Below are 21,834 nucleotides of genomic sequence, written 5' to 3' on the forward strand. Positions count from 1 at the left end.
GGCGCTCACTCCCTGCGCTAGTGATAACGCGGGAAAATGGTTATAGTGAGCCGCGCATTCGCGCAGACAATCCCGACCACAGGACGAACCATGCCCCCAAACAATCAGGGCAAGCCACGGCACAGTGCCGTGACCAACCTTTTATTCAATATTGTGATACCGACGTTGATACTCACCAAGTTCAGCGGTGAAGAAGACCTGGGGCCTAGCCTGAGCATCGTTATCGCACTGGCTTTTCCCGTAAGCTTCGGTGCATGGGACTACATAAAAACCCGCCGCACCAACATTTTTTCCATACTCGGTTTTGTCAGCATCTTACTGACCGGCGGGATCAGCCTGTTGGAGCTGGACCCTCAATATATCGCCATTAAAGAGGCGGCGATCCCCGGCCTGATAGGCCTTGCTACGTTGCTGTCACTATACACGCCCTATCCGCTGATCAAAACGCTGTTGTTCAACGACGAGGTTGTCGACACCGCACGTATCGAGAAGGCGCTTAGTGAGCACAATGCCCACAACGCCTTCAACATAGCCCTTCGCCGAGCAACCTACTTACTGGCTTTCTCTTTTTTCCTATCCTCGACCCTGAATTACCTGCTCGCCAAGTTTATTTTGGTCAGCCCTCCCGGCACCCCCGAGTACAGCGCCGAGCTGGGAAAAATGACCGGACTCAGCTTCCCAGTCATCGCACTGCCCTGCACCATCGTGATGATGGGCGCCCTGTTCTACCTAATGAATAGAGTTAAGAGCCTCACTGCACTGGAGCTCGAACAGATTTTTAGATTACACCAGGATCAAAACTAATCATGTTTTACGCCATTATCAGTGAAGACGTCAGCAACAGCTTAGAAAAGCGCCTGACCGCGCGCCCCGCCCACCTTGCGCGCTTAGAGGAACTAAAAGCCGATGGCAGACTCTTAGTTGCCGGCCCTCACCCCGCTATTGACAGCAACGACCCAGGTGAAGCGGGTTTTACCGGGAGCCTGGTGATCGCCGAATTCCCCAGTCTGGAAGATGCTCAGCGCTGGGCCGATGCAGACCCATACATTGCGGCCGGCGTGTACAGCAAAGTTAGTGTGAAACCGTTTAAAAAAGTACTGCCCTAGAAAAAGGCGCCAAATTGCAGTCTGCAACCATGTACATTACTCTTATTCATTAATACCTTACCGCAATTTTTTAAAGTGGAATTAACAGTGAAGAAACTCACCCTTCTCGGCCTTGTGACCGTCCTGCTCACCCTCTCTGGCCAACTGTTCGCCGAAACCCGCTACATCAGCGACAAGGTTTATGTACCACTTCGTGTTGGCGACGGCAGCAAATACCGAATCGTTCATCGCGGCCTACCCAGTGGCACTAAGCTCGAACTCATTACCACCAATGAGAGCACGGGCTACTCTAAAGTCAAAACAACAAGCGGTACCGAAGGCTGGTTGCCCAGCCACTATCTTGTCGAGGCGCCCGTCGCTCGCACACGCTTAAAAGAAGCGGAGGCTAAACTCAGCAAGCTCAATGAGGCAAACAAAGCCCTCCGCGAGCAACTCAAAAACACCACGCAAAGCAGTGAGCAGACCGCCTCCATTGTGGAACAATTAGAACGCGAGAACACCGCCCTCAGCGAGGAGCTGGATGCTATCAAACGCATCTCCGCCAACGCCATTAAACTCGACAGCGACAACCGCCGCCTGCTTGAGAGCAATCAGATGCTGAGCAGCGAGGTCGATGTGCTTAAAACCGATAACGCCCGCCTGCGTGAAAACAAAGAAAACGAATTTTTCCTAAACGGCGCTTTCGCTGTGCTTATCGGCGTAATGATCGCTCTTATCGTCCCGCGCATGATGCCTAAGCGTCGCTCCGAATGGGGCTAAGACGATGCGTATAACTGCTTTATTATGCCTTTTACTCTCACTGAGCACTGCTCCAGCTCAGGCCGACGACAAGCCCATTGTCACCCTGCACACCAGCAAGGGGGATATCCGCATTGAGTTGTTGCCAGACCGCGCGCCCATTACCGTGGAAAATTTCCTCAATTACGCGAAAAGCGGTTTTTACGACGGAACCATTTTTCATCGCGTCATTCGCCGCTTTGTCGTTCAAGGCGGCGGCTTTACAGCGGATATGGTTGAAAAACCCAACGGCGAACCGATTGTTAACGAGTCCAAGGCGAGCCGGCTGAGCAATCAGCGCTGGACGGTTGCCATGGCGAGAACCGACGACCCGAATAGTGCCCGCTCGCAGTTTTTTATTAACCTGCGAATGAATCTCTCTCTCGACGCACGCATGGGCCGCGACGGCTACGCGGTGTTCGGCCATGTCATTGATGGTCAGCATGTCGTAAGAGACATTAGCAATGTGCGCACCCAGCGCGTCGGCGACTTTGAGGACGTGCCCATGGAGCCGATTATTCTGGAGCGAATCAGCATCAGCAAGGCTAGCCCCGCCACTAAATAGCCAGAGGCCGCGATGACCGCACTCAGCATCAACCTGAACAAAATTGCCTTAATCAGAAACTCGCGCGACACCGAGTACCCAAGTGTCATCGAACACGCGAAGCGCTGTATTGCCGCAGGCGCACACGGTATCACCGTCCACCCTCGCCCCGACCAGCGCCACATACGGGCAGACGACTGCTACGCCTTAGCAGACGTGCTGGACGTGGAGTTTAATATTGAAGGCAACCCGCTGGCCGCTCCCATGAAAAGCGATCGGACTGGCGTCAGCGACTACCCCGGTTTCATGGAGATCATTCGCCGGACTCGCCCCGCTCAGTGCACCCTGGTGCCGGACAACAACAGCCAGCTAACCTCCGACCACGGTTTCGACCTCAAGCGCGACGGAGAAAAAATTGCGCCTATTATCGAAGAGCTTCGTGCAATGGGTGTTCGTGTCAGCCTGTTTATGGACCCCGATGCCGAACAAATACGCCTAGCCAAAACCTTCGGCGCCGACCGCATCGAGCTGTATACCGGCCCCTATGCCCAAGCCTATGGGAGCCCCCAGCAGGAGAACCGCCTCGCCCGTTTCGTCGACGCCAGCCGCGTTGCCGCCGAAAGCGGCTTGGGCCTGAATGCAGGCCACGACCTTAACCTGCACAACTTAGCGCTCTTCAAACGCAGCGTGGATCAACTGCTGGAAGTGTCGATCGGTCACGCCTTCACCGTGGACGCTATTGAGCTCGGCCTGGATCGAGCGATTGCCGCCTACCTGGACTGCCTTCGCTAGAACTGCTCCGCGAGGCGGCGTTATTAGCAGCGCGCAAACACAGGCCGCTGGAACGCCGCCGGGATGCCCACCCAAACGCAATAAACAAAGCATCAAAACATAACGCACGAAGACACGACGACCGTCGCGATGCTGTACGGCAAATAATTCGAGGAGAAAATTAAGACAATAAGATGGGGTGGCCGACGGGGCTCGAACCCGCGACAACAGGAATCACAATCCTGGACTCTACCAACTGAGCTACGGCCACCATAACGTATGACTTGACCTGTAATGGCACGCCCGACAGGATTCGAACCTGTGACCGACGGCTTAGAAGGCCGTTGCTCTATCCAGCTGAGCTACGGGCGCAAAAAGCGTCAAGAGTTGACGAAATGGTCGGGGTAGAGAGATTCGAACTCCCGACATCCTGCTCCCAAAGCAGGCGCGCTACCAGACTGCGCTATACCCCGAAACATGTGTAACTCATGCCCCCTTACAGGAGCTGCGCATGATACGCAGACACCTCTGAGGCGTCAACAATTTTAGAAAAAAAACTTACGACTTTATTGGCCAGTGCATTTTCGGCGTGCGACAATAACAGCTTATTTTCAATCATCTTTTTCGGAGACAACCGGGATGGCGGCACAAATTCTGGACGGCAAGGCACTGGCGGCAAGCTGGGAACAACAGCTTTCAACTCGAGTGGCAGCACTCAAAGAAAAGTCCGGTGGCAAAACCCCCATTCTGGCGACGATTTTGGTTGGCGACGACCCCGCCTCTGCGACGTACGTAAAGATGAAAGGCAACGCCTGCAGACGCGTCGGCATGGACTCCATGGCCGTTGAGCTACCCTCCTCCACGACCACCGAGCAGTTGCTGGCAAAGATCGACGAACTGAATAACGACAGCAATGTGCACGGCATCCTCCTTCAACACCCCGTGCCCGCCCAAATTGATGAGCGCGCCTGTTTTGACGCTATCGCCTTGCATAAAGATGTCGACGGCGTCACCTGCCTGGGCTTCGGCCGCATGGCAATGGGCGAAGACGCCTACGGCTGCGCCACTCCCAAAGGCATCATGCGCCTGTTGGAGCACTACAAGATTGATATCGAAGGCAAGCACGCTGTTGTCGTTGGCCGCAGCGCGATTCTTGGCAAGCCCATGGCAATGATGTTGCTGGAAGCCAATGCCACAGTCACCATTTGCCACTCCCGAACGCAAAATTTACCCGCGCTGATCAAGCAGGCCGATATTCTCGTCGGCGCCGTGGGCAAACCGGAGTTTATTAAAGCTGAGTGGGTGAAAGATGGCGCTGTTGTCGTCGATGCCGGTTACCACCCAGGCGGCGTTGGCGATATTGAGCTCGCCCCGCTGCACGAGCGCGCAAGTGCCATTACTCCGGTACCGGGCGGTGTTGGCCCCATGACCATTAACACCCTCATATTCCAAAGCGTCGATTCAGGCGAGAAAGCACTGGCCTAAGGCGACTCCGTGGCAAAACGACAACGCAAGCCCAAGGTTATTGGCCCGGGGCAGAAAGCAGCACGCGGTATTTTAATCGGTTTTATGCACGGGTTATTTTTGTTGACGCGCAGCGTGCGCTTTCGCAATAAACCCAGCATTGAAACGCCGTGCGTAATCGCGGTGTTTCACGACGAGCTACTGCCGCTGTGCAAGTACTTTGCACACAGCAATGCCAGCACGATCGCCTCGCAGAATCACTTTGGCTATGCCATCGGTAAAGCCCTGGAGCGCTACGGTTACCAAGTGGCACTCGGCTCACCGAGCCGCGGCGGCCGAGATGCGTTTTTCCAGCTGTTGCGACGAAGTAAAACGGCATCGGTAACGGTATTCACGGTAGACGGCTCTCGCGGCCCACGCCACGAAATGAAAGCCGGTGCGGTAGCACTCGCGAGAAAGACCGGGCTCCCACTCTACTTAATGCGCGTGGATTACAAAGGCTGGCGCATTCAATCAACATGGGACAAATTCAAGGTTCCCCTGCCCTTTACTTCGGTGACATTCCATAACGAGCGCTTCCCGCTTGAAGATTATTCGGCGGACACCGATGTGGACGCGATCACTAAAGTCGCCGAGCGCCGGTTGCAAGGGCTGCTGGCCGACGACTACCAGCAAGAGAAGGTATAGCCATGTGGCTTAAGCGCTGGCAGCAATGGCTGCTGCTATCCGTGTACGCCGCTGTCATCACCGCCCTATCGCTAACACCCGCAAGCACCATGCCGGACATCACGCTCTGGGACAAAGCCCAACACTTCATTGCCTACGCGGTGTTTATGGGCTTCGCCTATCCGGTCGCCAACACCCTGCAAGGACGCCTGCTATTCGCCATCGCGATTATTCTCTATAGCGCCGCCATGGAATACGGCCAATCCTGGATGCCCGGCCGCGCGCCATCAGGCGGCGACCTGCTTGCCAACAGCCTCGGCGTGATTATTGCCTTTGCAGCAATGAGCGCGGTTGGCGCAATGATTAAACGCCGACGTCGGCGAGCTTAGGCCCGCCGCCAGGTCGTCCCCTCGCGACTGTCTTCCAGCACCACACCACCTTCAAGCAGTTGAGCACGAATACCGTCGGCGCGAGCAAAATCCCGGTCCTTCTTGGCCTGCACTCGCTCGGCGATCAGAGATTCAATCTCCTCGGCACTCAATTCACCGGCACTGCCTGCCTGCAGGAAGGCCTCTGCCTCGCAACCCAGGATGCCCAGTATCGCGCCGAGCGAACGCAGCAGCGCCGCCTGTTCCGTCACTGCTGCGTCCTCGCCAGCTGCGCGGGCGTTGTTGAGCTCGCGCACCAGGTCAAATAGCACGGCCAGCGCTTCCGGTGCTGCAAAGTCATCACTCATGGCCGCATCAAAGCGCTGCACATAGCGGTTGTCCGCTGGCAATTCGTTGTATGGCGTTACCGGCTCGAGGGGCAGCCCTTTCAAGGCGTGGTAGAAGCGCTCGAGATTTTGCCTGGCGATTTGCAGGTTATCCTCGGAGTAGTTGATGGCACTGCGGTAGTGACTGGAGATCAGAAAATAGCGCACCACCTCCGGGTGATATTTGTCGAGAATTTCCCGAATGGTGAAGAAGTTACCCAGTGACTTGGACATTTTTTCGTTGTCCACACGCACGGCCCCTGCATGCATCCAGGTGTTCGCATAGGGCTTGCCAGTAGCCGCCTCAGACTGCGCGATTTCGTTCTCATGGTGGGGGAAAACCAAATCCGGGCCACCGCCGTGAATATCAAAATTATCGCCAAGGCAGCAGGTAGACATCGCCGAGCACTCGATGTGCCAACCGGGGCGCCCCTCTCCCCAGGGTGACGGCCAGCTGACTTCGCCGCGTTTTGCGGCCTTCCACAGCGCAAAATCGCGGGGGTCTTCCTTGGCCTCGTCAACCGCTATTCGCGCCCCCGACAACAATTCATCCGGCTTCTTACCGGATAGCTTGCCGTAGCCCTCGAAGCGACTCACACGATAGTAAACATCGCCGTTGTCTGCCGCGTAGGCAAAACCGCGCTCGATCAACTGCGTGATCATTGCCAGAATATCTTCTATATGCCCAGTCGCTCGCGGCTCGGCATCGGGAGGCGCAATACCCAGCCGCTCCGCATCTTCGTGCATGGCCGCTATAAAACGCTCGGTCAATGCGGTGTAAGCTTCACCGTTTTCGTCTGCGCGGCGAAGGATCTTGTCGTCGATGTCGGTGATGTTGCGCACATAAGTCAGCTCATAACCCTTGGCGCGCAAATAGCGGCTGATCACATCAAAGGCCACCAACACCCGCGCGTGCCCCAAATGGCAATAGTCGTAGACGGTCATGCCGCAAACGTACATCTTCACTTTGCCAGCGTCGATCGGTGTGAACGCTTCTTTCTTGCGACTCAGGGTGTTGTATATCTGCATACTGATGCTTTCGCTTATTCCGTCGGCGCCTTGACGGGCGCCGAGTATCTATTTAAGGGTAGTGACTATTAAAGCGTAGTGCCTATGTGGTGGCCTCAGGCCTCCGCCTTACCCCAACTATCGCGCAGCGCAATGGTGCGGTTGAATACGGGCTGCTCCGCCGAGTGCTCGTGACGGTCGGCAACGAAATAGCCGGTGCGCTCAAATTGGAAGCGGCTTTCCGGCGCGCAATTGGCCAAGCCCGGCTCTATCCAGCAGCCTTCCACAACACTGAATGAGTCGGGGTTAACATGCTCCAAGAAGTCTTCACCGCCGCGATCCGGTGAGGCGTGGTTAAAGAGCCGGTCATAAATGCGAACCGTCGCCCGACGGCCTTCACTGGCAGAAACCCAGTGAATCACCCCCTTGGGTTTTACGCCATCACTGGGGTCTGCACCGAGAGTGTCTGGGTCATAGCTGCAGTGAACTTCAACAATATTGCCCTGCTCGTCTTTGACCACCTGCTCAGCGAGCAGCACATAGGCATTGCGCAAGCGGACTTTTTTACCGAGCACCAGCCGCTTGAACTTCTTGTTCGCCTCTTCGCGGAAGTCATCACGCTCGATGTAAACCTCCCGCGTAAACGGTAACTGGCGCTCACCCAGGTCATCGCGATTAGGGTGGCCCGGTGCACCAAGCTGTTCCACCTGGCTCTGCGGGTAATTATGAATAACCAGCTTTAGCGGATCCATCACACACATTGCGCGCGGCGCATTTTTATCGAGGTCATCGCGGATCGCGTGCTCAAGCATCGCCATGTCGACAATTCCCTCACTGCGGGCCACACCCACCATTTCGCAAAAATGGCGCAGCGCTGCGGGCGTAAAGCCACGACGACGCATCCCGGCAATAGTTGGCATGCGCGGGTCATCCCAGCCAGCAACAACATTCTCGTCAACCAGTGCTTTCAACTTGCGCTTGCTGGTAACGGTGTAATTGATGTTCAGACGCGCAAATTCATACTGCTTGGGCTCGGCTGGCACCGGCAGATTTTCTATAAACCATTCGTACAGCGGGCGGTGATCTTCAAACTCCAAGGTGCAGATAGAGTGCGTAATCCCCTCAATGGCATCGGACTGACCGTGGGTGAAATCGTAGGTGGGATAAATGCACCACTTATCGCCTGTTTGGTGGTGGGTCTGCTTGCGAATGCGGTAAATGATCGGGTCGCGCAAATTGATATTCGGCGCTGACATATCGATTTTGGCGCGCAGCACTTTCGCGCCCTCTTCGTACTCACCGTTGCGCATCGCCTCGAACTCAGCGAGGTTCTCTTCAGGGCTGCGCTCGCGAAAGGGGCTGTTTCGGCCCGGCTCAGTTAACGTGCCGCGATACTCTCGCGCCTGCTCTGCGCTAAGTTCGCACACGTATGCCTTACCGGCGTTGATCAATGCCACCGCGTACTCGTAGAGCGTGTCAAAATAATCAGAGGCATAGCGTACTGGCCCCGCCCACTGATAGCCCAGCCACTGAATATCTTCCTGAATAGCATCGATGTAGGCCTGCTCTTCCTTGGCAGGGTTGGTGTCGTCGAAACGTAAATGACACTGGCCGCCAAAGTACTCGGCCAGACCAAAGTTCAAGCAAATCGACTTGGCGTGACCAATATGTAAAAAGCCATTGGGCTCCGGAGGGAATCGGGTGACCAGTGAACCACTCAGGCGGCCTTCCTCGATATCCTTGCGGATGATGCCGCGCAAAAAGTTATTACCAGTGACGTCTTGTTCACTCATTGAATCGCATATCTCTTGGTTTATTGCGCCAGTGACAGGCGCACGATGCATAAAGGTTGTCGACGGCAAACGTAGGCCCGGTTTCGCCGCCAATACAAAAACCGTATTATAGCGGCTTTAATTTCGGCTTATAAGCGAGAATCAACGCAAATGGTTATCTTTAAAACAAATTTTGGTGACATCAAGATCGAACTCGACTTCGAAAACGCGCCCAAGACCGCAGAAAATTTTAAGCAGTACGTTGAGGAAGGCTTTTACGACGGCACCATCTTCCACCGCGTTATCGACGGTTTTATGATTCAAGGCGGCGGTTTCGAGCCCGGCATGAAGCAAAAAGCAACCCGCGAGCCCATTGAAAACGAGGCAGACAACGGCCTCAAAAACACCGTCGGCACCCTGGCAATGGCACGCACCATGGATCCACACTCTGCCAGCGCTCAATTCTTTATCAATGTGAAAGACAACGACTTCCTGAACCACAGCGGCAAAAACATGCAGGGCTGGGGCTACGCGGTATTTGGCAAAGTCAGCGAAGGTATGGACGTGGTTGAAAAAATTAAAGCGGTACGCACTACCAGCGCCGCGGGTCATCAAGACGTTCCCGCTGAAGACGTGATCATCGAAAAAGCGGAGTGGCAAGGCTAGGCTATGCGCAGTCTGTTTATTTCAGACTTGCACCTAGACGAGCAGCGCCCGGATATCACCCGGGCGTTCTGCCAGTTTTTGCAAGACGACGCCTCCCAGGCGAACGCGCTCTACATTCTTGGCGACTTCTTTGAGAGCTGGCTGGGCGACGATGACAGTAGCCCCCTCATTGAACAGGTCAAAACCGCCCTCCTCGAACTCAGCAATACCGGCTGCCAAGTGTATTTTATGCACGGCAATCGCGACTTCTTAGTCGGTGATGCATTTTGCCAAGCGGTCTCGGCAACACGCCTCGACGACCCCTGCGTGATCGACTTACTCGGCGAACCCACGCTGTTGATGCATGGCGATAGCCTTTGCACTGGCGACACCGAATATATGCAGTTTCGGGCAATGGCTCGCTCGCCAGAGTGGCAGGCACAGGTGTTAAGCAAAAGCCTAAGCGAGCGCCGCGCCCTCGCCAAACAGCTGCGCGCCGCCAGCAGTGAAGCCAATAGCAACAAGGCCGAAGATATCATGGACGTCACGCCCTCAGAGGTAGAACGCATCATGACCCAGCATCATTGCCAGCGACTGATTCACGGCCACACTCATCGTCCCGCGCGACATGCATTTACCCTGAACAATAAGCCAGCCGAACGCATCGTACTCGGCGACTGGCACCGCCAGGGCTGGGTGCTCGATTGCCGGGATAACGAGATCGCGCTTCGCGCCTTCGACATTTAAATTACGCACCAATTTTGGGCGCTCGCAAGAGACCACCCCAAACTCGCGCACTTTTTTTCTGCCGGGGCGGTATGGCATGCTCGTCATTAGCGCCCACACTGCACAGCGTAATCCGAAAGGGCCCAAAAAGACTGGCATAAGTATTGCTTTATTACCCCGTAAATAACGACCAATACGGCAATATCAGGAACTCTCGGCATGCCCCACCCCACAACGGCAACACCGCCAGAAAAGCCGCGCCTGCGGCTGGGCTTCATCCCCCTTACGGATTGCGCCCCCCTGGTCATTGCCTTTGAGAAAGGCTACTTCGCAGCGGAAGGTCTTGACGTTGAGCTTTGCAGGGAAACCTCATGGGCCGCCATTCGCGATAAAGTAGGCTTGGGAATCCTGGACGGGGCGCAGATGCTCGCCTCCATGCCACTAGCCAGCCGACTCGGCATTGGCGGTCCGCGTTTCGATTTTGTCAGTGGCATGGTTCTGGATCTCAACGGCAATGCTATTACGCTCAGCAATGAGCTGTTCCAACACCTGGCCGCCATTGACCCCCATTCCGCCCGCTGCCCCAGCGCCGCCGCAGGGGCGCTAAAGCAGCACCTTCAAGTGCGCGAGGCGTCGGCGGCGCCTTTGCGTCTGGGCATCGTCTACCCCTGCTCAACCCAGAGTTTTGAGCTGCGTTATTGGCTGGCGAGCGCCGGCATCGACCCCGAGCGCGATGTCGAGCTGGTCGTGGTACCACCACCGAAGATGGTGACCGCGTTGAGCGAGGGTAATATCGACGGCTTTTGTGTTGGCGAACCGTGGAATACGCTGGCAGTTCAACAACGACTCGGGCATGTCGTGGCGACCAAATACCAATTGTGGAACAACAGCCCAGAGAAAGTTTTTGCCGTCACCAAACAATGGAGCCACCATCACCCCAACAGCCACAAGGCAGTGCTTCGTGCACTGCTACGGGCCTGCCAATGGCTGGATAAAAAAGAAAACCGTCGCCGCGCCGCCAAGATCATTAGTCAAGCAGCCTATATCGCGCTACCCGAGGACACTGTTGCGCTATCACTCCGCGGCTTTTCTCAGCGCCATCACGGCGAAGCCCCGGAAGAAGTGGCCGACTTCCATGTTTTCCACCGCTATTGCGCCAACTTTCCCTGGCTGAGTCACATCGACTGGTACATCTCACAAATGTACCGTTGGCAACTGTTAAAAACACCCATCAAGCTCGACGACACGGCAAGGGCCATTTTCAAACCCGACTTGTATCGCCAGGTAGCCGCGTCACTGGGTATTGATAGCCCGCAGATCGACCGCAAAACCGAGGGCAATCTGCCTCAGAAAATGCTGTTTTCAGACTCCCAGCAGTTGGGCCCCAATCAGTTTATAGATGGAAAAATCATTGCGGTGGGCGGGACCTTAACGTATCTCGAAGAGCTGCCGCTACCAGAGTCTGAGTTGTCGGCACTGCGACTTATGAACCCTCAACAGGCATCGGCACACGCATGAGAGCGCTACTTATCGACCTAGCACCGGAGGATGCCAAGCACTTGACGACGGCTCTCGCTCGCGCCGGTATCGAATGCAGAAGCACTAAAAAGGATAGCGACCTATACGATGAGCTAGAGCGCTGGCCACCGGAGCTCATTTTCGCCCGCACTGGCTCGTCGCGGCGCGATGTGCTCGAACATGTCGCCCATACCCGGCGTGATAGCCCCCAAACCATTATCAGTCTCTTCGGCAGACCATCTGAGGGGATCGCTCGGCTAGCCGCCGAACTCGATATCAGTCTTTACGCGATCAGCAGCCTTCGCGACAGCTTGTTGCAAGCGTTGATTGATATCGCGATTAGCGAGCTTCACAGCCATCAGCAGTTGCACACTGAAGTCGCCGCTGCACAATTTTCATCTAAACAGCGGCTGAAAACGCATGAAGCTATCACCTTTATCGTTGATAACTTTTCGCTTGCCCCTCACCAAGCCGAAGCCCTGCTAAAGAAAAATGCACAGCGACAAAACCGCAGTGTCGAAGACATAGCGGACCAACTGCTCTGCACCGGCGCAATGGGCTAGACCAGATCTCACGCTGCAAGCAACGGCCCGCTATGGAACCGGAATACCTCATCAGGCGTGAGAATCAACTCTTTCTCTCGCTCACAGAGCAGCGCGACACGGGGCGCGATGGGCTCGTCTGAATAGCGCTGCGCAAGGCTTAAATAGTCTTTGAAATGCCGGGACTCGGACTTGAGCAAGGAGAGGTAGAATGCACTCAGTTCGTCATCGAGTTCCGGTGCGATCCGCGCAAAACGCTCGCAACTGCGGGCCTCTATCAACGCACCACAGACCAGGATATCCACTAATTTACCGGGATCGCTGCTACGGCACAGCTCTCGCAACCCGTTTGCGTAGCGTGCCGACGAGATGTGTCGGTAGGCAACCCCGCGTTTTTTCATTATCGCCAGCACCTGCTCAAAGTGTCGCAACTCTTCACGAGCAAGCCGGGACATTTTGTTGAGAAGATCCAGCTTATCCACATAGCGAAACATTAGGTTCAGCGCAGTGCCCGCGGCCTTTTTTTCGCAGTTGGCGTGATCGATGAGCAGCTCTTCGGGGTGGGCTAAGGCCGCATCAACCCATTCATTGGGCGTCTCGCAGGAGAGAAAATCCAGAATTTCAGAAATGTCGACGGCCATACTCACTGCCCTGAAAAACGCGGAAGTATATCAGCACGATGGGCCGGCCTCAGCCCTCTTTTTGCATGTAACGACCGATGTAGCGCTCGTAGTGAGCCTGCGAAAGCAGATAGAACTCGCGGTCAATGGCCTCCCGCAATTCCATCAGGCTACTGTCGCGCCAGACACTATCGACAACAAAGCCATACTTTCGCGGCTCTGTTATTTGCCCGGCACCGGCGCGCAGCAATTGAAACAACCATATATAAGGGTCTTTCTGAGCGGGATAGCGCACACGTTGCACGCCCAACTGCCAGGCCAGCAGCTCCGCATTAATAATATGAAGTTTGTCCTGCATCACCTGCACCAGGAACTGGTCCAGGCGTTCGTCAATGATGCGCTTCTGCTCCTGGCTGTAGCTATTCCAGTGAATCACCTCGTGACAAAAACGCTTGCAGCCACGGCAAACATCGTCACCGATACCAGTAGAGCAAACACCAATACAGGGTGTCGCCACACGGCGTAGCAAATCAGACAAAACAACTCCCGAGAACGTTTTTAAACGAGGCAAAAGAGTAAGCGAGCGCGCCCCCTGAAACAAGGGTCAGCCCACTGCCAAAAATAGGTGAATACCAGTGCCCCCGCGCCGACCTTTCCAGGCGGGGCGGCACACTCACCACTTGCGGCACCAACGCCGCTATCGTCGTTAAGGTAGCCAAATCACTGCATTATTCACGTTTATGTTACGTCGGCGGTGGCTTTTTGGAGGAAAACCGCAGCAGTGGTAATAATCCTGTCGATATCCGCGCCCTATTCTTAACAAACCTTAACCTGGGTAGGGTTTTTCAGTATACTTGCCACCCCATTTCGCATCGATGACGGGCATCGATAGCCCCGGCCTCCGGCGATCCCGGACTACGGGTACCGAAACTGATAGAGAGAGGAGTTAACAGTGCTAGAAGCATATCGCAAGCATGTCGAGGAGCGCGCGGCGCAGGGCATCGTCCCCAAGCCCCTGAACGCAGAGCAAGTAGCCGGCTTAGTTGAGCTACTCAAGAATCCGCCAGCCGGTGAAGAAGAGACGCTGGTGGACCTGATCTCGAACCGCGTGCCACCGGGCGTAGATGAAGCCGCCTACGTAAAAGCAGGCTTCCTGTCTGCCATCGTTAAAGGCGAGGCTAGCAGCCCTCTCATCACCAAAGAAGAAGCCGTTAAACTGCTGGGCAATATGCACGGCGGCTACAACATCGCAACACTGGTTGAACTCCTCGACGACGCAGCACTGGCTCCTCTGGCTGCCGAAGAGCTCAAGCACACATTGCTGATGTTTGATGCCTTCCACGACGTGGAAGAAAAAGCCAAAGCCGGTAACGAGCTGGCTAAAGCGGTTATGCAAAGCTGGGCAGATGGCGAATGGTTCACCAGCCGCGATGACGTGCCCGAAAGCATTGTTAAAACTGTCTTCAAGGTGACTGGCGAAACCAACACCGATGACCTGTCACCCGCGCCAGACGCGTGGTCGCGTCCTGATATCCCGCTGCACGCACTGGCCATGTACAAAATGGAGCGCGACGGCATCAAGCCTGACGAGCAAGGCAAAATTGGTCCCTTGGCCCAAATTGCTGAGCTGGAGAAGAAAGGCCACCCAATCGCAATGGTTGGCGACGTTGTTGGCACGGGCTCTTCACGTAAATCTGCTACCAACTCGGTACTGTGGTTCTTCGGTGACGACATCCCCGGCGTGCCTAACAAGCGCGGTGGCGGTGTGTGTATTGGCGGCAAGGTTGCCCCTATCTTCTACAACACCATGGAAGATGCTGGCGCCCTGGTTTTTGAAGCCGACGTTGAAAAACTCAACATGGGCGATGTGATTGAAATTCGCCCCTATGACGGCGTGATCAAGAACGTTGAAACTGGCGAAACTCTCAGCGAATTCAGCCTGAAATCCGACGTCCTGCTGGATGAAGTGCGCGCTGGTGGCCGTATCAACCTGATCATCGGCCGTGGTCTGACCACAAAAGCACGCGAATCATTAGGCCTGGAGCCCTCGACTCTGTTCCGCGTGCCTTCGCAGCCCGCCGACACTGGCAAAGGCTTCACATTGGCCCAGAAAATGGTCGGACGCGCTTGCGGCCTGCCCGAAGGCCAAGGCGTACGCCCCGGCACTTACTGCGAGCCCAAAATGACTACCGTCGGCTCTCAGGACACCACTGGCCCGATGACCCGCGACGAGCTGAAAGATCTGGCCTGCCTCGGTTTCTCTGCCGACCTGACCATGCAGTCTTTCTGCCACACCGCGGCTTACCCCAAGCCCGTTGACATCGACACCCAGCACAGCCTGCCAGACTTCATTATGACGCGCGGCGGTGTCTCTCTGCGCCCCGGCGACGGCATCATCCACAGCTGGCTGAACCGCATGCTGCTTCCTGACACAGTCGGTACTGGCGGCGACTCTCACACCCGCTTCCCAATGGGTATCTCCTTCCCTGCGGGTTCTGGTCTGGTCGCTTTTGCTGCAGCCACTGGCGTTATGCCACTGGATATGCCCGAGTCTGTGCTGGTGCGCTTTAAAGGCGAAATGCAGCCCGGTATTACCCTGCGCGATCTGGTTCACGCGATTCCCTACCAAGCCATCAAAGATGGTCACCTGACGGTTGAGAAAAAAGGCAAGAAGAACATCTTCTCTGGCCGCATTCTCGAGATCGAAGGTTTGGAAGGCCTGACGGTAGAACAAGCCTTTGAATTGTCTGACGCCTCTGCTGAGCGCTCTGCTGCGGGCTGTACCATCAAGCAAGGTATCGAGGAAATTTCAGAATACCTGCGTTCAAACATCACCCTGCTGCGCTGGATGATCAGCGAAGGCTACGGCGATGCACGCACACTTGAGCGTCGCGCTCGCAAAATGGAAGAGTGGCTAGCCAACCCAAGCCTGCTCGAAGGCGATGCAGATGCGGAATACGCAGCAGTTATCGAAATCGACCTGGACCAGCTGACCGAGCCCGTGGTTTGCTGCCCGAACGACCCAGACGATGCCAAACTGTTGTCTGAAGTTGCCGGCGACAAAGTTGATGAAGTCTTTATCGGTAGCTGCATGACCAATATCGGTCACTTCCGCGCAGCCGGTAAACTGCTGGACGCCCACAAAGGCAGCCTCTCTACCCGTCTGTGGTTGTCGCCACCAACCAAGATGGACCAGCACACGCTGATGGAAGAAGGTTACTACAACATCTTCGGTGCCGCTGGCGCGCGTATGGAAATGCCAGGATGCTCGCTGTGTATGGGTAACCAAGCACGTGTTGCCGATGGAGCCACGGTGCTGTCTACGTCTACACGTAACTTCCCCAACCGCTTGGGTACTGGCGCCAACGTTTACCTGACCTCAGCCGAGCTGGCAGCGGTTGGCGCGATTGTTGGTCGCCTGCCTACGCCTGCAGAGTACTTGGAATACACTCAAAACCTGAAGAGCATGTCAGCGGACATTTACCGCTACATGAACTTCGATCAAATTGAGTCCTTCCAGAAAGGCGCTGAAGAAGGTGCGCGCATTGCCTCAGTAGAGATTACTGAAGTTTCTGCCTAAGCCATTGCGTTAAAATCAAGCCGCCTTCGGGCGGCTTTTTTTGTGCCTGCAAAACGCGAAAGTCTATTAGCGCTAATCGTCATTGCATGGGCTGCGGCGATAACCTCGCCAATCAACTGGGCGCGGCACGGAGAAACAAAGAAGTTAGCTACAAGGCATAGCGTAGTGGCTGTTTTGCCACAACTCAAAGGGCTAGAAGCGACACTCGCCTCCAGCGGCACGTATTAACCCGGTCTAGAAAGCCTCAGGGGAAAAGCCTGTCACCTCATCAAGCCCCATCTCGCGCCCCAGTGCGGTAAGCGGGTGCACAACCACCAAGCCTTTTACCGATTTTTTCAATTTACCCATGTCAGCTTGCTCGGCCTTGCTTAGCGCCCGCTTGAACTTCATTGCCTGCAACATTTCAGCCTTGCTGTTGTTACTGCGTGACTGCTGCCCTTTTATACTGGCACGTCGTTTTTCCAATGCCGCAATTTCACGGTCAAATTGAGCGATCAAGATATCATCACCCCGACTCACCGCCGCTTGACGCTTTCGGCGCTGTAAATCGAGCTTGTTATTAATTTGCTGAATTTCTTTATTGAGGTTCACTACCCGGTCCTTTTACCCACGGCTACGGCGCGCAGTGTAACAAAAGCGACGCCTTATTCCCCTTGAAACAATAACTGTATACATATACAGTTATAAAAAATCACTACAGCAAGAGGTGAACCATGGCGGTTGTAGCCAAGTGGATGTGCGACAGGGACAACACGATGTTTGACAGCAAAAAAGACGCGGACGCTTACGACAAAATGCTCGAGCTCGCCGAGCAATTTACCGCGCTACTACAGCGTGAAGTTCCCGGTGTAGACGATGCCAAAGCAGAGAATTTCGGTATTTTACTCGCCAAAAATAAGGATGCACTCGTTCAGGCCTGCAAGGGCAAAGTCGAAGCCTTAGAGACCTTGTCGCAGGAACAGGACGACAACGTTCATGCATTGGCTCAGGGTCAGTGAGAAAAGCCTAGCGGCTGCAAACAAGACAGCCGCTAGCCCACTCCTTCGCGCACACTAAAGCGGCGCTGAGAGCTGTTCTTTAGGCTCAGCTTTCAACTCATCCTCAGCCAAGCCGGGGAAGTATTTCATCAAGTAAGGACGGCGCAGCACCAGGAAGGTTGTGGGTACGAAGACCAGCGAAAGAATAGTGGTCAATACCGTGCCGCCAGCAAGCACCACCGCAAAGGGCGGCCAAAACGTCCCCTCAGCGATCAACAGCGGAACGAGTCCGGCTACCGTGGTAATCGTCGTCGAGGAAATGTGACGTGTACACTCAGAAACCGTTTCAACGATCTCTGCGCGATTGCCCGCCATCGCCAACGGCGATGCCTTTAGCTCCGTAAGAATAACAATCGCTGCGTTGACCGCCAGCCCCATCAGCCCCATCAAACCAATGATCGCGGTAAAACCGAAGGGATAACCTGCCAACCACAGGCTAAAAATACCCAGTCCCGCTGACTGAAAGGCCACTGCAAACACCAGTGCCGACAGACGGAAAGAGTTGAAGGCCATTACCACGGTCACGATCAACAACACCAATATGATACCAACGCTGCTCATCAACTTACCAACGGCCCGGTTGCGACCCTCAGCCTCTCCGCCGACCTCTAACTCGTAGCCCACTGGAACGGCAAAGTTGTGTTCATCCAGGGACTGGCGCACTGCTGCTAACACCACCGCTGGCAGTACGCCGTCGCGAATATAAATTTCAACCTTATTCATTCGCCGACCATCACGCCGGGTGATCTGGGCTTGCGCGGGACGCAGTTCTGCGCTGGAAATCGCCGACAATGGCCGCGACCCTGTCGGTAAAATAAGGGGGAAGGACAGGAAGCGGTCGACACTGGTTTCCTTCACACCTGCGCCTGACACCCTAACCGGCAGCTGCTCACTGCCATCGAGTAAACTGCTGCTAATCACACCATCGACACTTGCCGCGAGCAGTTGTGAAACATCTCGCAGCCCAACCTGACTACGCTGCGCCTCACTCTCTTCCACGTCCAGCCACAATTTCGGCACCACTTCGCCGAGAGAATCTCGCACGTGCACAACATCATCGAGGTCTAGCGCAATACGCCTCACTTCATCGCCAAGGCGTTTTAGCTGCGCAATATCACTGCCGTATATACGCAGCTCAACCGGGGCAATCGTTGGCGGCCCCTGGCCCAAACGCCGAACAATTGTCTGATACTCGGGAAATGCCTGGTCCAGCTCATCTTGCAGCACTGATACGAGACGGTTTGCATTGGTTGGGTCACTAACCGTTGTCATCGCCTGTGCGTAATTCGGCGTGCCGTCGCGATTATCTAACAGGTTGTAGTAAAACGAGGGAGCACTGCGTCCAACAAACCAATGCAGGGCCTCAATCTCACTGTGGCTATTGATCCACTCAGACATGCGCTCAGTGGCGCGCTGGGTTTCGCGTATGCCGGTACCTGCCGGTAAATACACCTCGATATCAATCATGTCCCGATCCGAGGGCGGAAAGAATTGCTCGGGCAGGGTTTTCAACACCATAAAGCCAATAAGCGGAAGCACACAGCACAACAATGCCACGCGTCGCGGCCACATCAGCGCGCGACTGAGAAATGCGCGAAACCAGCGGTTGATGACCGACGACGACATTCCCGGCGTCTGTTCGGCCGACAGCCAGCGTCCAGCAATAGGCGCGATGATAAAGAGCGAAATAATCCAGCTACCGAACAGCGCAAAAATCACCGAGTTCGCCAACGGCCCAATAAATTCGCCGGCGGAGCCCGGCATCATGGCAATCGGCATAAAGGTGAGCATGGTCGTTAGCGTGGAGCCAAGCAGCGGTACCCACAAGTGTTTAAATGCCTTAACCGAAGCAGCAACCGCCGAATAGCCGGATTCGCGATAGCGGCGCACCATATCAGCAACAACAATGGCGTTGTCGACCATGATGCCCAGTGCCACGATTAAGCCCGTAACCGACATCTGATGAATGGGCAAACCGCTGATATTCATGCAGGCCAGCGCGTAGAGCATGGTCAGCGGTAGCGACAAAGCGACGATTACCGCCGAACGCCAGCCCAGGGTAAATAGCAAAATGGAGAAGATAAACAAAAAGCCCAAGGCGATATTACTAACTAACTCGCTGAGCCTCGCACTGGTATAGCGCTCCTGGGAAAACAGCTCTTCAACAACAATTTCATCGGGGAGGTTCTTGGTAAACTCTTGCAATTCGTGGCGAAGATCCTCGGCCCACAAGTCCCCGCGCACGGTTGGCAACATTCGCACTGCAATGGCGATACTGCGCTCGCCATCAATAATCGCCAGCTCACTGGGTACCACCGGCTCACCGCGATAGACTCTGGCAATATCTTGCAACTGCAACGAGCCACCATCAGCCAGGGTCAACAGCGGTGTGCGACGAATACGTTCAATCTGGTCAAAGCCGCCAAGCAGCTCCATTGACAGACGCTGCTTGTCACTGACCAGCTCGCCAGCTGCAGTTTTCGCATCACTGTTGCCCAACAGCTTGGCAATGGCGGGCACGTCTAGCCCGACAGCGCCGGCCTTGATCACATCCACCTTAACTTGAACTTCCTCGGCCGGCGCTCCCCACAACTTAACAATATCGGTACCGTGAAGATTGCGCAGATGGCTGGCCAATTCTTCAGCATAACGCCCCATACGCAGTAAATCCGCCTGCCCCTCCCCCTGCCAGCGAAGGCTACCAATCCAGGTAAAGGCGTAGTTTCGCTCGTGATCCAACTGCGGTGGCGCCGCATCAGCGGGCAGATTTTTCGCTGCCTTTTCCAGTTTGTCGCGAACCTCAGACCACAAGCGGTCGGTATCATCGGGCTTTACTTCATCGGCAAATTCAATACTGATCGCGGCAACCCCGGATTTGGCCGTGGAATCCAGGTGGTTGATCTCAGGGATGCTGCGCAGCTCCGTTTCTATCGGTTCAACGATCAGCGTTTCCACGCGTTCGGCACTGGCACCGGGTAGGCTCGACAACACGATTCCGTGACGATTACCAAAACGCGGATCTTCCAGCCTTGGCAGACTGGCCACCGCCGCCAAACCGGCGACGAGGATCAACGCAACGCCGAGGGCGATGTAGCGCGGATTATTCAGCATCGACACGCTCCCCGCCCTGCCACAGGGTGACCTTTTGACCCGGTGCTAAGCGATGCGTGCCGGCCTCAACAAGCTGGTCGCCCTCATTAAGCTCAGCTTGCACATAAACGCGCCCGCGGTATTGGTAAAGAGGCTGCACCGAACGTTTGCGCAGGTGGTATTCACCCTCGTCATCTTGACTCACCTGATAGACCGCCCAAGTACCGCGCACATCACCCAACAGTGCACTCATCGGCAGCCAGAATCCCGCGCTTTTACGCACAACCGGCAGAATCAAATGCACGGTCTCGCCATCAACAAGTGGGGTGTCGTCCACCAACTTCACGCGAATGCTGCGAGTCTGTGTGCGCCAGTCCAGGTTTCGCGACACCGACAACAGTTTCACCGCCCACAATTGTGAGCCACGCCTGATCTGCATCTCTTGGCCGAGAACCAGGTCCCTGCCGAGCTGGTCGGAAACGCCAAATACCGCTTCGTTGCTGCCCGTTTCAACCAGCTGCATAACCGCCTGACCCGGGCCAACAACCACCCCCTCCTCAATTTGTAGCGAGGCAATCTCCCCGTCAAAAGGAGCCAGTAGCCGCGATTTTTGCAAGCGTAGCTTTACGCCTCGCAATTTTTCTTCCACTTGATTCAGCTGCGCGCTGGTCGCCCTTTGGCGACTATTGATATCGTCCATCTGCCCAGCGGACACATACCCTTTTTCCGACAGAGCAGTGAATCGCTCCAAGTCCCGTTTAATCTGCTGCAAGCGTGCCTGAACTTCTAAGCGAGCAGCCCTCAGCTCGCCCTGCTCGATACGCAGCGCCTCGGTATCGAGTTCGGCCAACACCTCGCCACGCATCACTGGCTGGCCATTTTCGACGTGTAAGGTCACTACCCGCCCGGCAAATTCAAAGCCTATATCCGCACGCTGACTACCGACAACACGTCCGGCAAATAATCGCTGTACCTGATAACTGTCTTGGCGTTCCACCACCACCGTTTTCACCGGATGCGTGTTCGCCATCGTGCAATCCGCCGCCAACATCAGCGATACGCCCATCAACAACGGCAGTAATACACTGGTCAGGCGGCAGGGAAAGTTCGGATATAACATAGGGCGGAACTCTAATTAGACTCGGTAGTCTAGAATATAGGGAAATGAGACTGGACTGTCTAGTCCATTTTAGTTACGGTATTTCAACAATCTA

21 protein-coding genes and 3 tRNA genes are annotated in these 21,834 nt (G+C 55.3%); 14 read left to right on the forward strand and 10 right to left on the reverse strand.

All coding sequences use genetic code 11. From position 1 onward, the window contains the following. Window positions 1-90: 90 nt before the first annotated feature. From H573_RS0108465 to H573_RS0108485, 5 genes are all read left to right on the forward strand, one after another. Window positions 91-804, forward strand: a complete 714-nt coding sequence (locus H573_RS0108465; RefSeq protein WP_051171135.1) for a VC0807 family protein — start codon at window positions 91-93, stop codon at window positions 802-804. A gap of 2 nt (window positions 805-806) precedes the next feature. After that, complete coding sequence (locus tag H573_RS0108470) at window positions 807-1,106, forward strand: YciI family protein (protein ID WP_027873885.1); 300 nt, start codon at window positions 807-809, stop codon at window positions 1,104-1,106. Window positions 1,107-1,193: 87 nt separating this feature from the next. Then, on the forward strand, window positions 1,194-1,865 hold the full coding sequence (locus H573_RS0108475) for a TIGR04211 family SH3 domain-containing protein (protein WP_027873886.1): 672 nt from the start codon (window positions 1,194-1,196) through the stop codon (window positions 1,863-1,865). 4 nt (window positions 1,866-1,869) lie between these two features. After that, window positions 1,870-2,448: a peptidylprolyl isomerase gene (locus H573_RS0108480; RefSeq protein ID WP_027873887.1), complete on the forward strand. Its 579-nt coding sequence runs from the start codon at window positions 1,870-1,872 to the stop codon at window positions 2,446-2,448. Window positions 2,449-2,460: 12 nt separating this feature from the next. Then, window positions 2,461-3,219, forward strand: coding sequence for a pyridoxine 5'-phosphate synthase (locus H573_RS0108485; RefSeq protein ID WP_027873888.1), 759 nt, complete (start codon window positions 2,461-2,463; stop codon window positions 3,217-3,219). 174 nt (window positions 3,220-3,393) lie between these two features. Here the strand turns inward: H573_RS0108485 and H573_RS0108490 are convergent. The 3 genes from H573_RS0108490 to H573_RS0108500 all read right to left on the reverse strand — a co-directional run bounded on the left by H573_RS0108490 (window position 3,394) and on the right by H573_RS0108500 (window position 3,671). Then, window positions 3,394-3,469: transfer RNA gene (locus H573_RS0108490), tRNA-His, on the reverse strand. Between the two features lie 24 nt (window positions 3,470-3,493). After that, a tRNA-Arg gene (locus tag H573_RS0108495) sits at window positions 3,494-3,570 on the reverse strand. Window positions 3,571-3,594: 24 nt separating this feature from the next. After that, window positions 3,595-3,671, reverse strand: a tRNA-Pro gene (locus tag H573_RS0108500). 166 nt (window positions 3,672-3,837) lie between these two features. On the opposite strand from H573_RS0108500, the gene folD reads away from it, so the two are divergent. Genes folD through H573_RS17590 form a run of 3 tightly spaced genes read left to right on the forward strand, consistent with a single transcriptional unit; the run spans window position 3,838 to window position 5,717 of the window. Next, window positions 3,838-4,683 carry a bifunctional methylenetetrahydrofolate dehydrogenase/methenyltetrahydrofolate cyclohydrolase FolD gene (folD, locus tag H573_RS0108510; RefSeq protein WP_027873889.1) on the forward strand — a complete coding sequence of 282 codons (846 nt, stop codon included), beginning with the start codon at window positions 3,838-3,840 and terminating at the stop codon, window positions 4,681-4,683. A 9-nt stretch (window positions 4,684-4,692) separates the two neighbouring features. Then, on the forward strand, window positions 4,693-5,349 hold the full coding sequence (locus H573_RS18975; RefSeq protein ID WP_051171137.1) for a lysophospholipid acyltransferase family protein: 657 nt from the start codon (window positions 4,693-4,695) through the stop codon (window positions 5,347-5,349). A gap of 2 nt (window positions 5,350-5,351) precedes the next feature. Further along, complete coding sequence (locus H573_RS17590) at window positions 5,352-5,717, forward strand: VanZ family protein (RefSeq protein ID WP_051171138.1); 366 nt, start codon at window positions 5,352-5,354, stop codon at window positions 5,715-5,717. On the opposite strand, the gene cysS is transcribed toward H573_RS17590, so the two are convergent. Together cysS and H573_RS0108530 are read right to left on the reverse strand one after the other, a co-directional pair. Then, window positions 5,714-7,111, reverse strand: a complete 1,398-nt coding sequence (gene cysS / locus H573_RS0108525; RefSeq protein ID WP_307682045.1) for a cysteine--tRNA ligase — start codon at window positions 7,109-7,111, stop codon at window positions 5,714-5,716. The two genes, H573_RS17590 and cysS, sit on opposite strands and share 4 nt — an antisense overlap. Window positions 7,112-7,206: 95 nt before the next feature. Continuing rightward, window positions 7,207-8,883, reverse strand: coding sequence for a glutamine--tRNA ligase/YqeY domain fusion protein (locus H573_RS0108530; protein WP_027873891.1), 1,677 nt, complete (start codon window positions 8,881-8,883; stop codon window positions 7,207-7,209). Window positions 8,884-9,033: 150 nt separating this feature from the next. Here H573_RS0108530 and H573_RS0108535 point away from each other — a divergent pair, with 150 nt between their 5' ends. The 4 genes from H573_RS0108535 to H573_RS0108550 all read left to right on the forward strand — a co-directional run bounded on the left by H573_RS0108535 (window position 9,034) and on the right by H573_RS0108550 (window position 12,314). Then, a complete protein-coding gene (locus H573_RS0108535) occupies window positions 9,034-9,528 on the forward strand; it encodes a peptidylprolyl isomerase (protein WP_027873892.1) in 495 nt (164 codons plus the stop codon). Between the two features lie 3 nt (window positions 9,529-9,531). After that, on the forward strand, window positions 9,532-10,254 hold the full coding sequence (locus H573_RS0108540) for a UDP-2,3-diacylglucosamine diphosphatase (RefSeq protein WP_027873893.1): 723 nt from the start codon (window positions 9,532-9,534) through the stop codon (window positions 10,252-10,254). A 198-nt stretch (window positions 10,255-10,452) separates the two neighbouring features. Then, window positions 10,453-11,751 carry a CmpA/NrtA family ABC transporter substrate-binding protein gene (locus H573_RS17595; protein ID WP_036256165.1) on the forward strand — a complete coding sequence of 433 codons (1,299 nt, stop codon included), beginning with the start codon at window positions 10,453-10,455 and terminating at the stop codon, window positions 11,749-11,751. Beyond that, entirely contained in the window at window positions 11,748-12,314 is a 567-nt protein-coding gene (locus H573_RS0108550; protein WP_027873894.1) for an ANTAR domain-containing response regulator, read from the forward strand. The genes H573_RS17595 and H573_RS0108550 overlap by 4 nt, the downstream gene beginning before the upstream one ends. An 8-nt stretch (window positions 12,315-12,322) precedes the next feature. Here H573_RS0108550 and H573_RS0108555 read toward each other — a convergent pair whose 3' ends face one another. Both H573_RS0108555 and H573_RS0108560 read right to left on the reverse strand, forming a co-directional pair. Next, window positions 12,323-12,934, reverse strand: a complete 612-nt coding sequence (locus H573_RS0108555; RefSeq protein WP_027873895.1) for a MiaE family protein — start codon at window positions 12,932-12,934, stop codon at window positions 12,323-12,325. Between the two features lie 49 nt (window positions 12,935-12,983). Continuing rightward, window positions 12,984-13,451 carry a DUF1289 domain-containing protein gene (locus H573_RS0108560; RefSeq protein ID WP_027873896.1) on the reverse strand — a complete coding sequence of 156 codons (468 nt, stop codon included), beginning with the start codon at window positions 13,449-13,451 and terminating at the stop codon, window positions 12,984-12,986. A 414-nt stretch (window positions 13,452-13,865) separates the two neighbouring features. On the opposite strand from H573_RS0108560, the gene acnB reads away from it, so the two are divergent. Further along, complete coding sequence (gene acnB / locus H573_RS0108565; protein ID WP_027873897.1) at window positions 13,866-16,493, forward strand: bifunctional aconitate hydratase 2/2-methylisocitrate dehydratase; 2,628 nt, start codon at window positions 13,866-13,868, stop codon at window positions 16,491-16,493. A 234-nt stretch (window positions 16,494-16,727) separates the two neighbouring features. On the opposite strand, the gene H573_RS0108570 is transcribed toward acnB, so the two are convergent. Further along, window positions 16,728-17,084 (reverse strand): YibL family ribosome-associated protein, encoded by a 357-nt coding sequence (locus H573_RS0108570; RefSeq protein WP_027873898.1) that lies wholly within the window; start codon window positions 17,082-17,084, stop codon window positions 16,728-16,730. A gap of 122 nt (window positions 17,085-17,206) precedes the next feature. On the opposite strand from H573_RS0108570, the gene H573_RS0108575 reads away from it, so the two are divergent. Further along, entirely contained in the window at window positions 17,207-17,491 is a 285-nt protein-coding gene (locus tag H573_RS0108575; RefSeq protein WP_027873899.1) for a YebG family protein, read from the forward strand. A 54-nt stretch (window positions 17,492-17,545) separates the two neighbouring features. On the opposite strand, the gene H573_RS17600 is transcribed toward H573_RS0108575, so the two are convergent. Continuing rightward, window positions 17,546-20,641 (reverse strand): efflux RND transporter permease subunit, encoded by a 3,096-nt coding sequence (locus H573_RS17600; protein WP_051171139.1) that lies wholly within the window; start codon window positions 20,639-20,641, stop codon window positions 17,546-17,548. Beyond that, the gene (locus H573_RS0108585) at window positions 20,631-21,740 is read right to left on the reverse strand and encodes an efflux RND transporter periplasmic adaptor subunit (protein WP_027873900.1); all 1,110 of its coding nucleotides are present in this window, start codon (window positions 21,738-21,740) and stop codon (window positions 20,631-20,633) included. The genes H573_RS17600 and H573_RS0108585 overlap by 11 nt, the downstream gene beginning before the upstream one ends. Between the last annotated feature and the right edge of the window lie 94 nt (window positions 21,741-21,834).

This window comes from Neomelitea salexigens DSM 19753 (genome assembly GCF_000422345.1).
In the GTDB taxonomy this organism is placed as follows: domain Bacteria; phylum Pseudomonadota; class Gammaproteobacteria; order Pseudomonadales; family Spongiibacteraceae; genus Spongiibacter; species Spongiibacter marinus_A.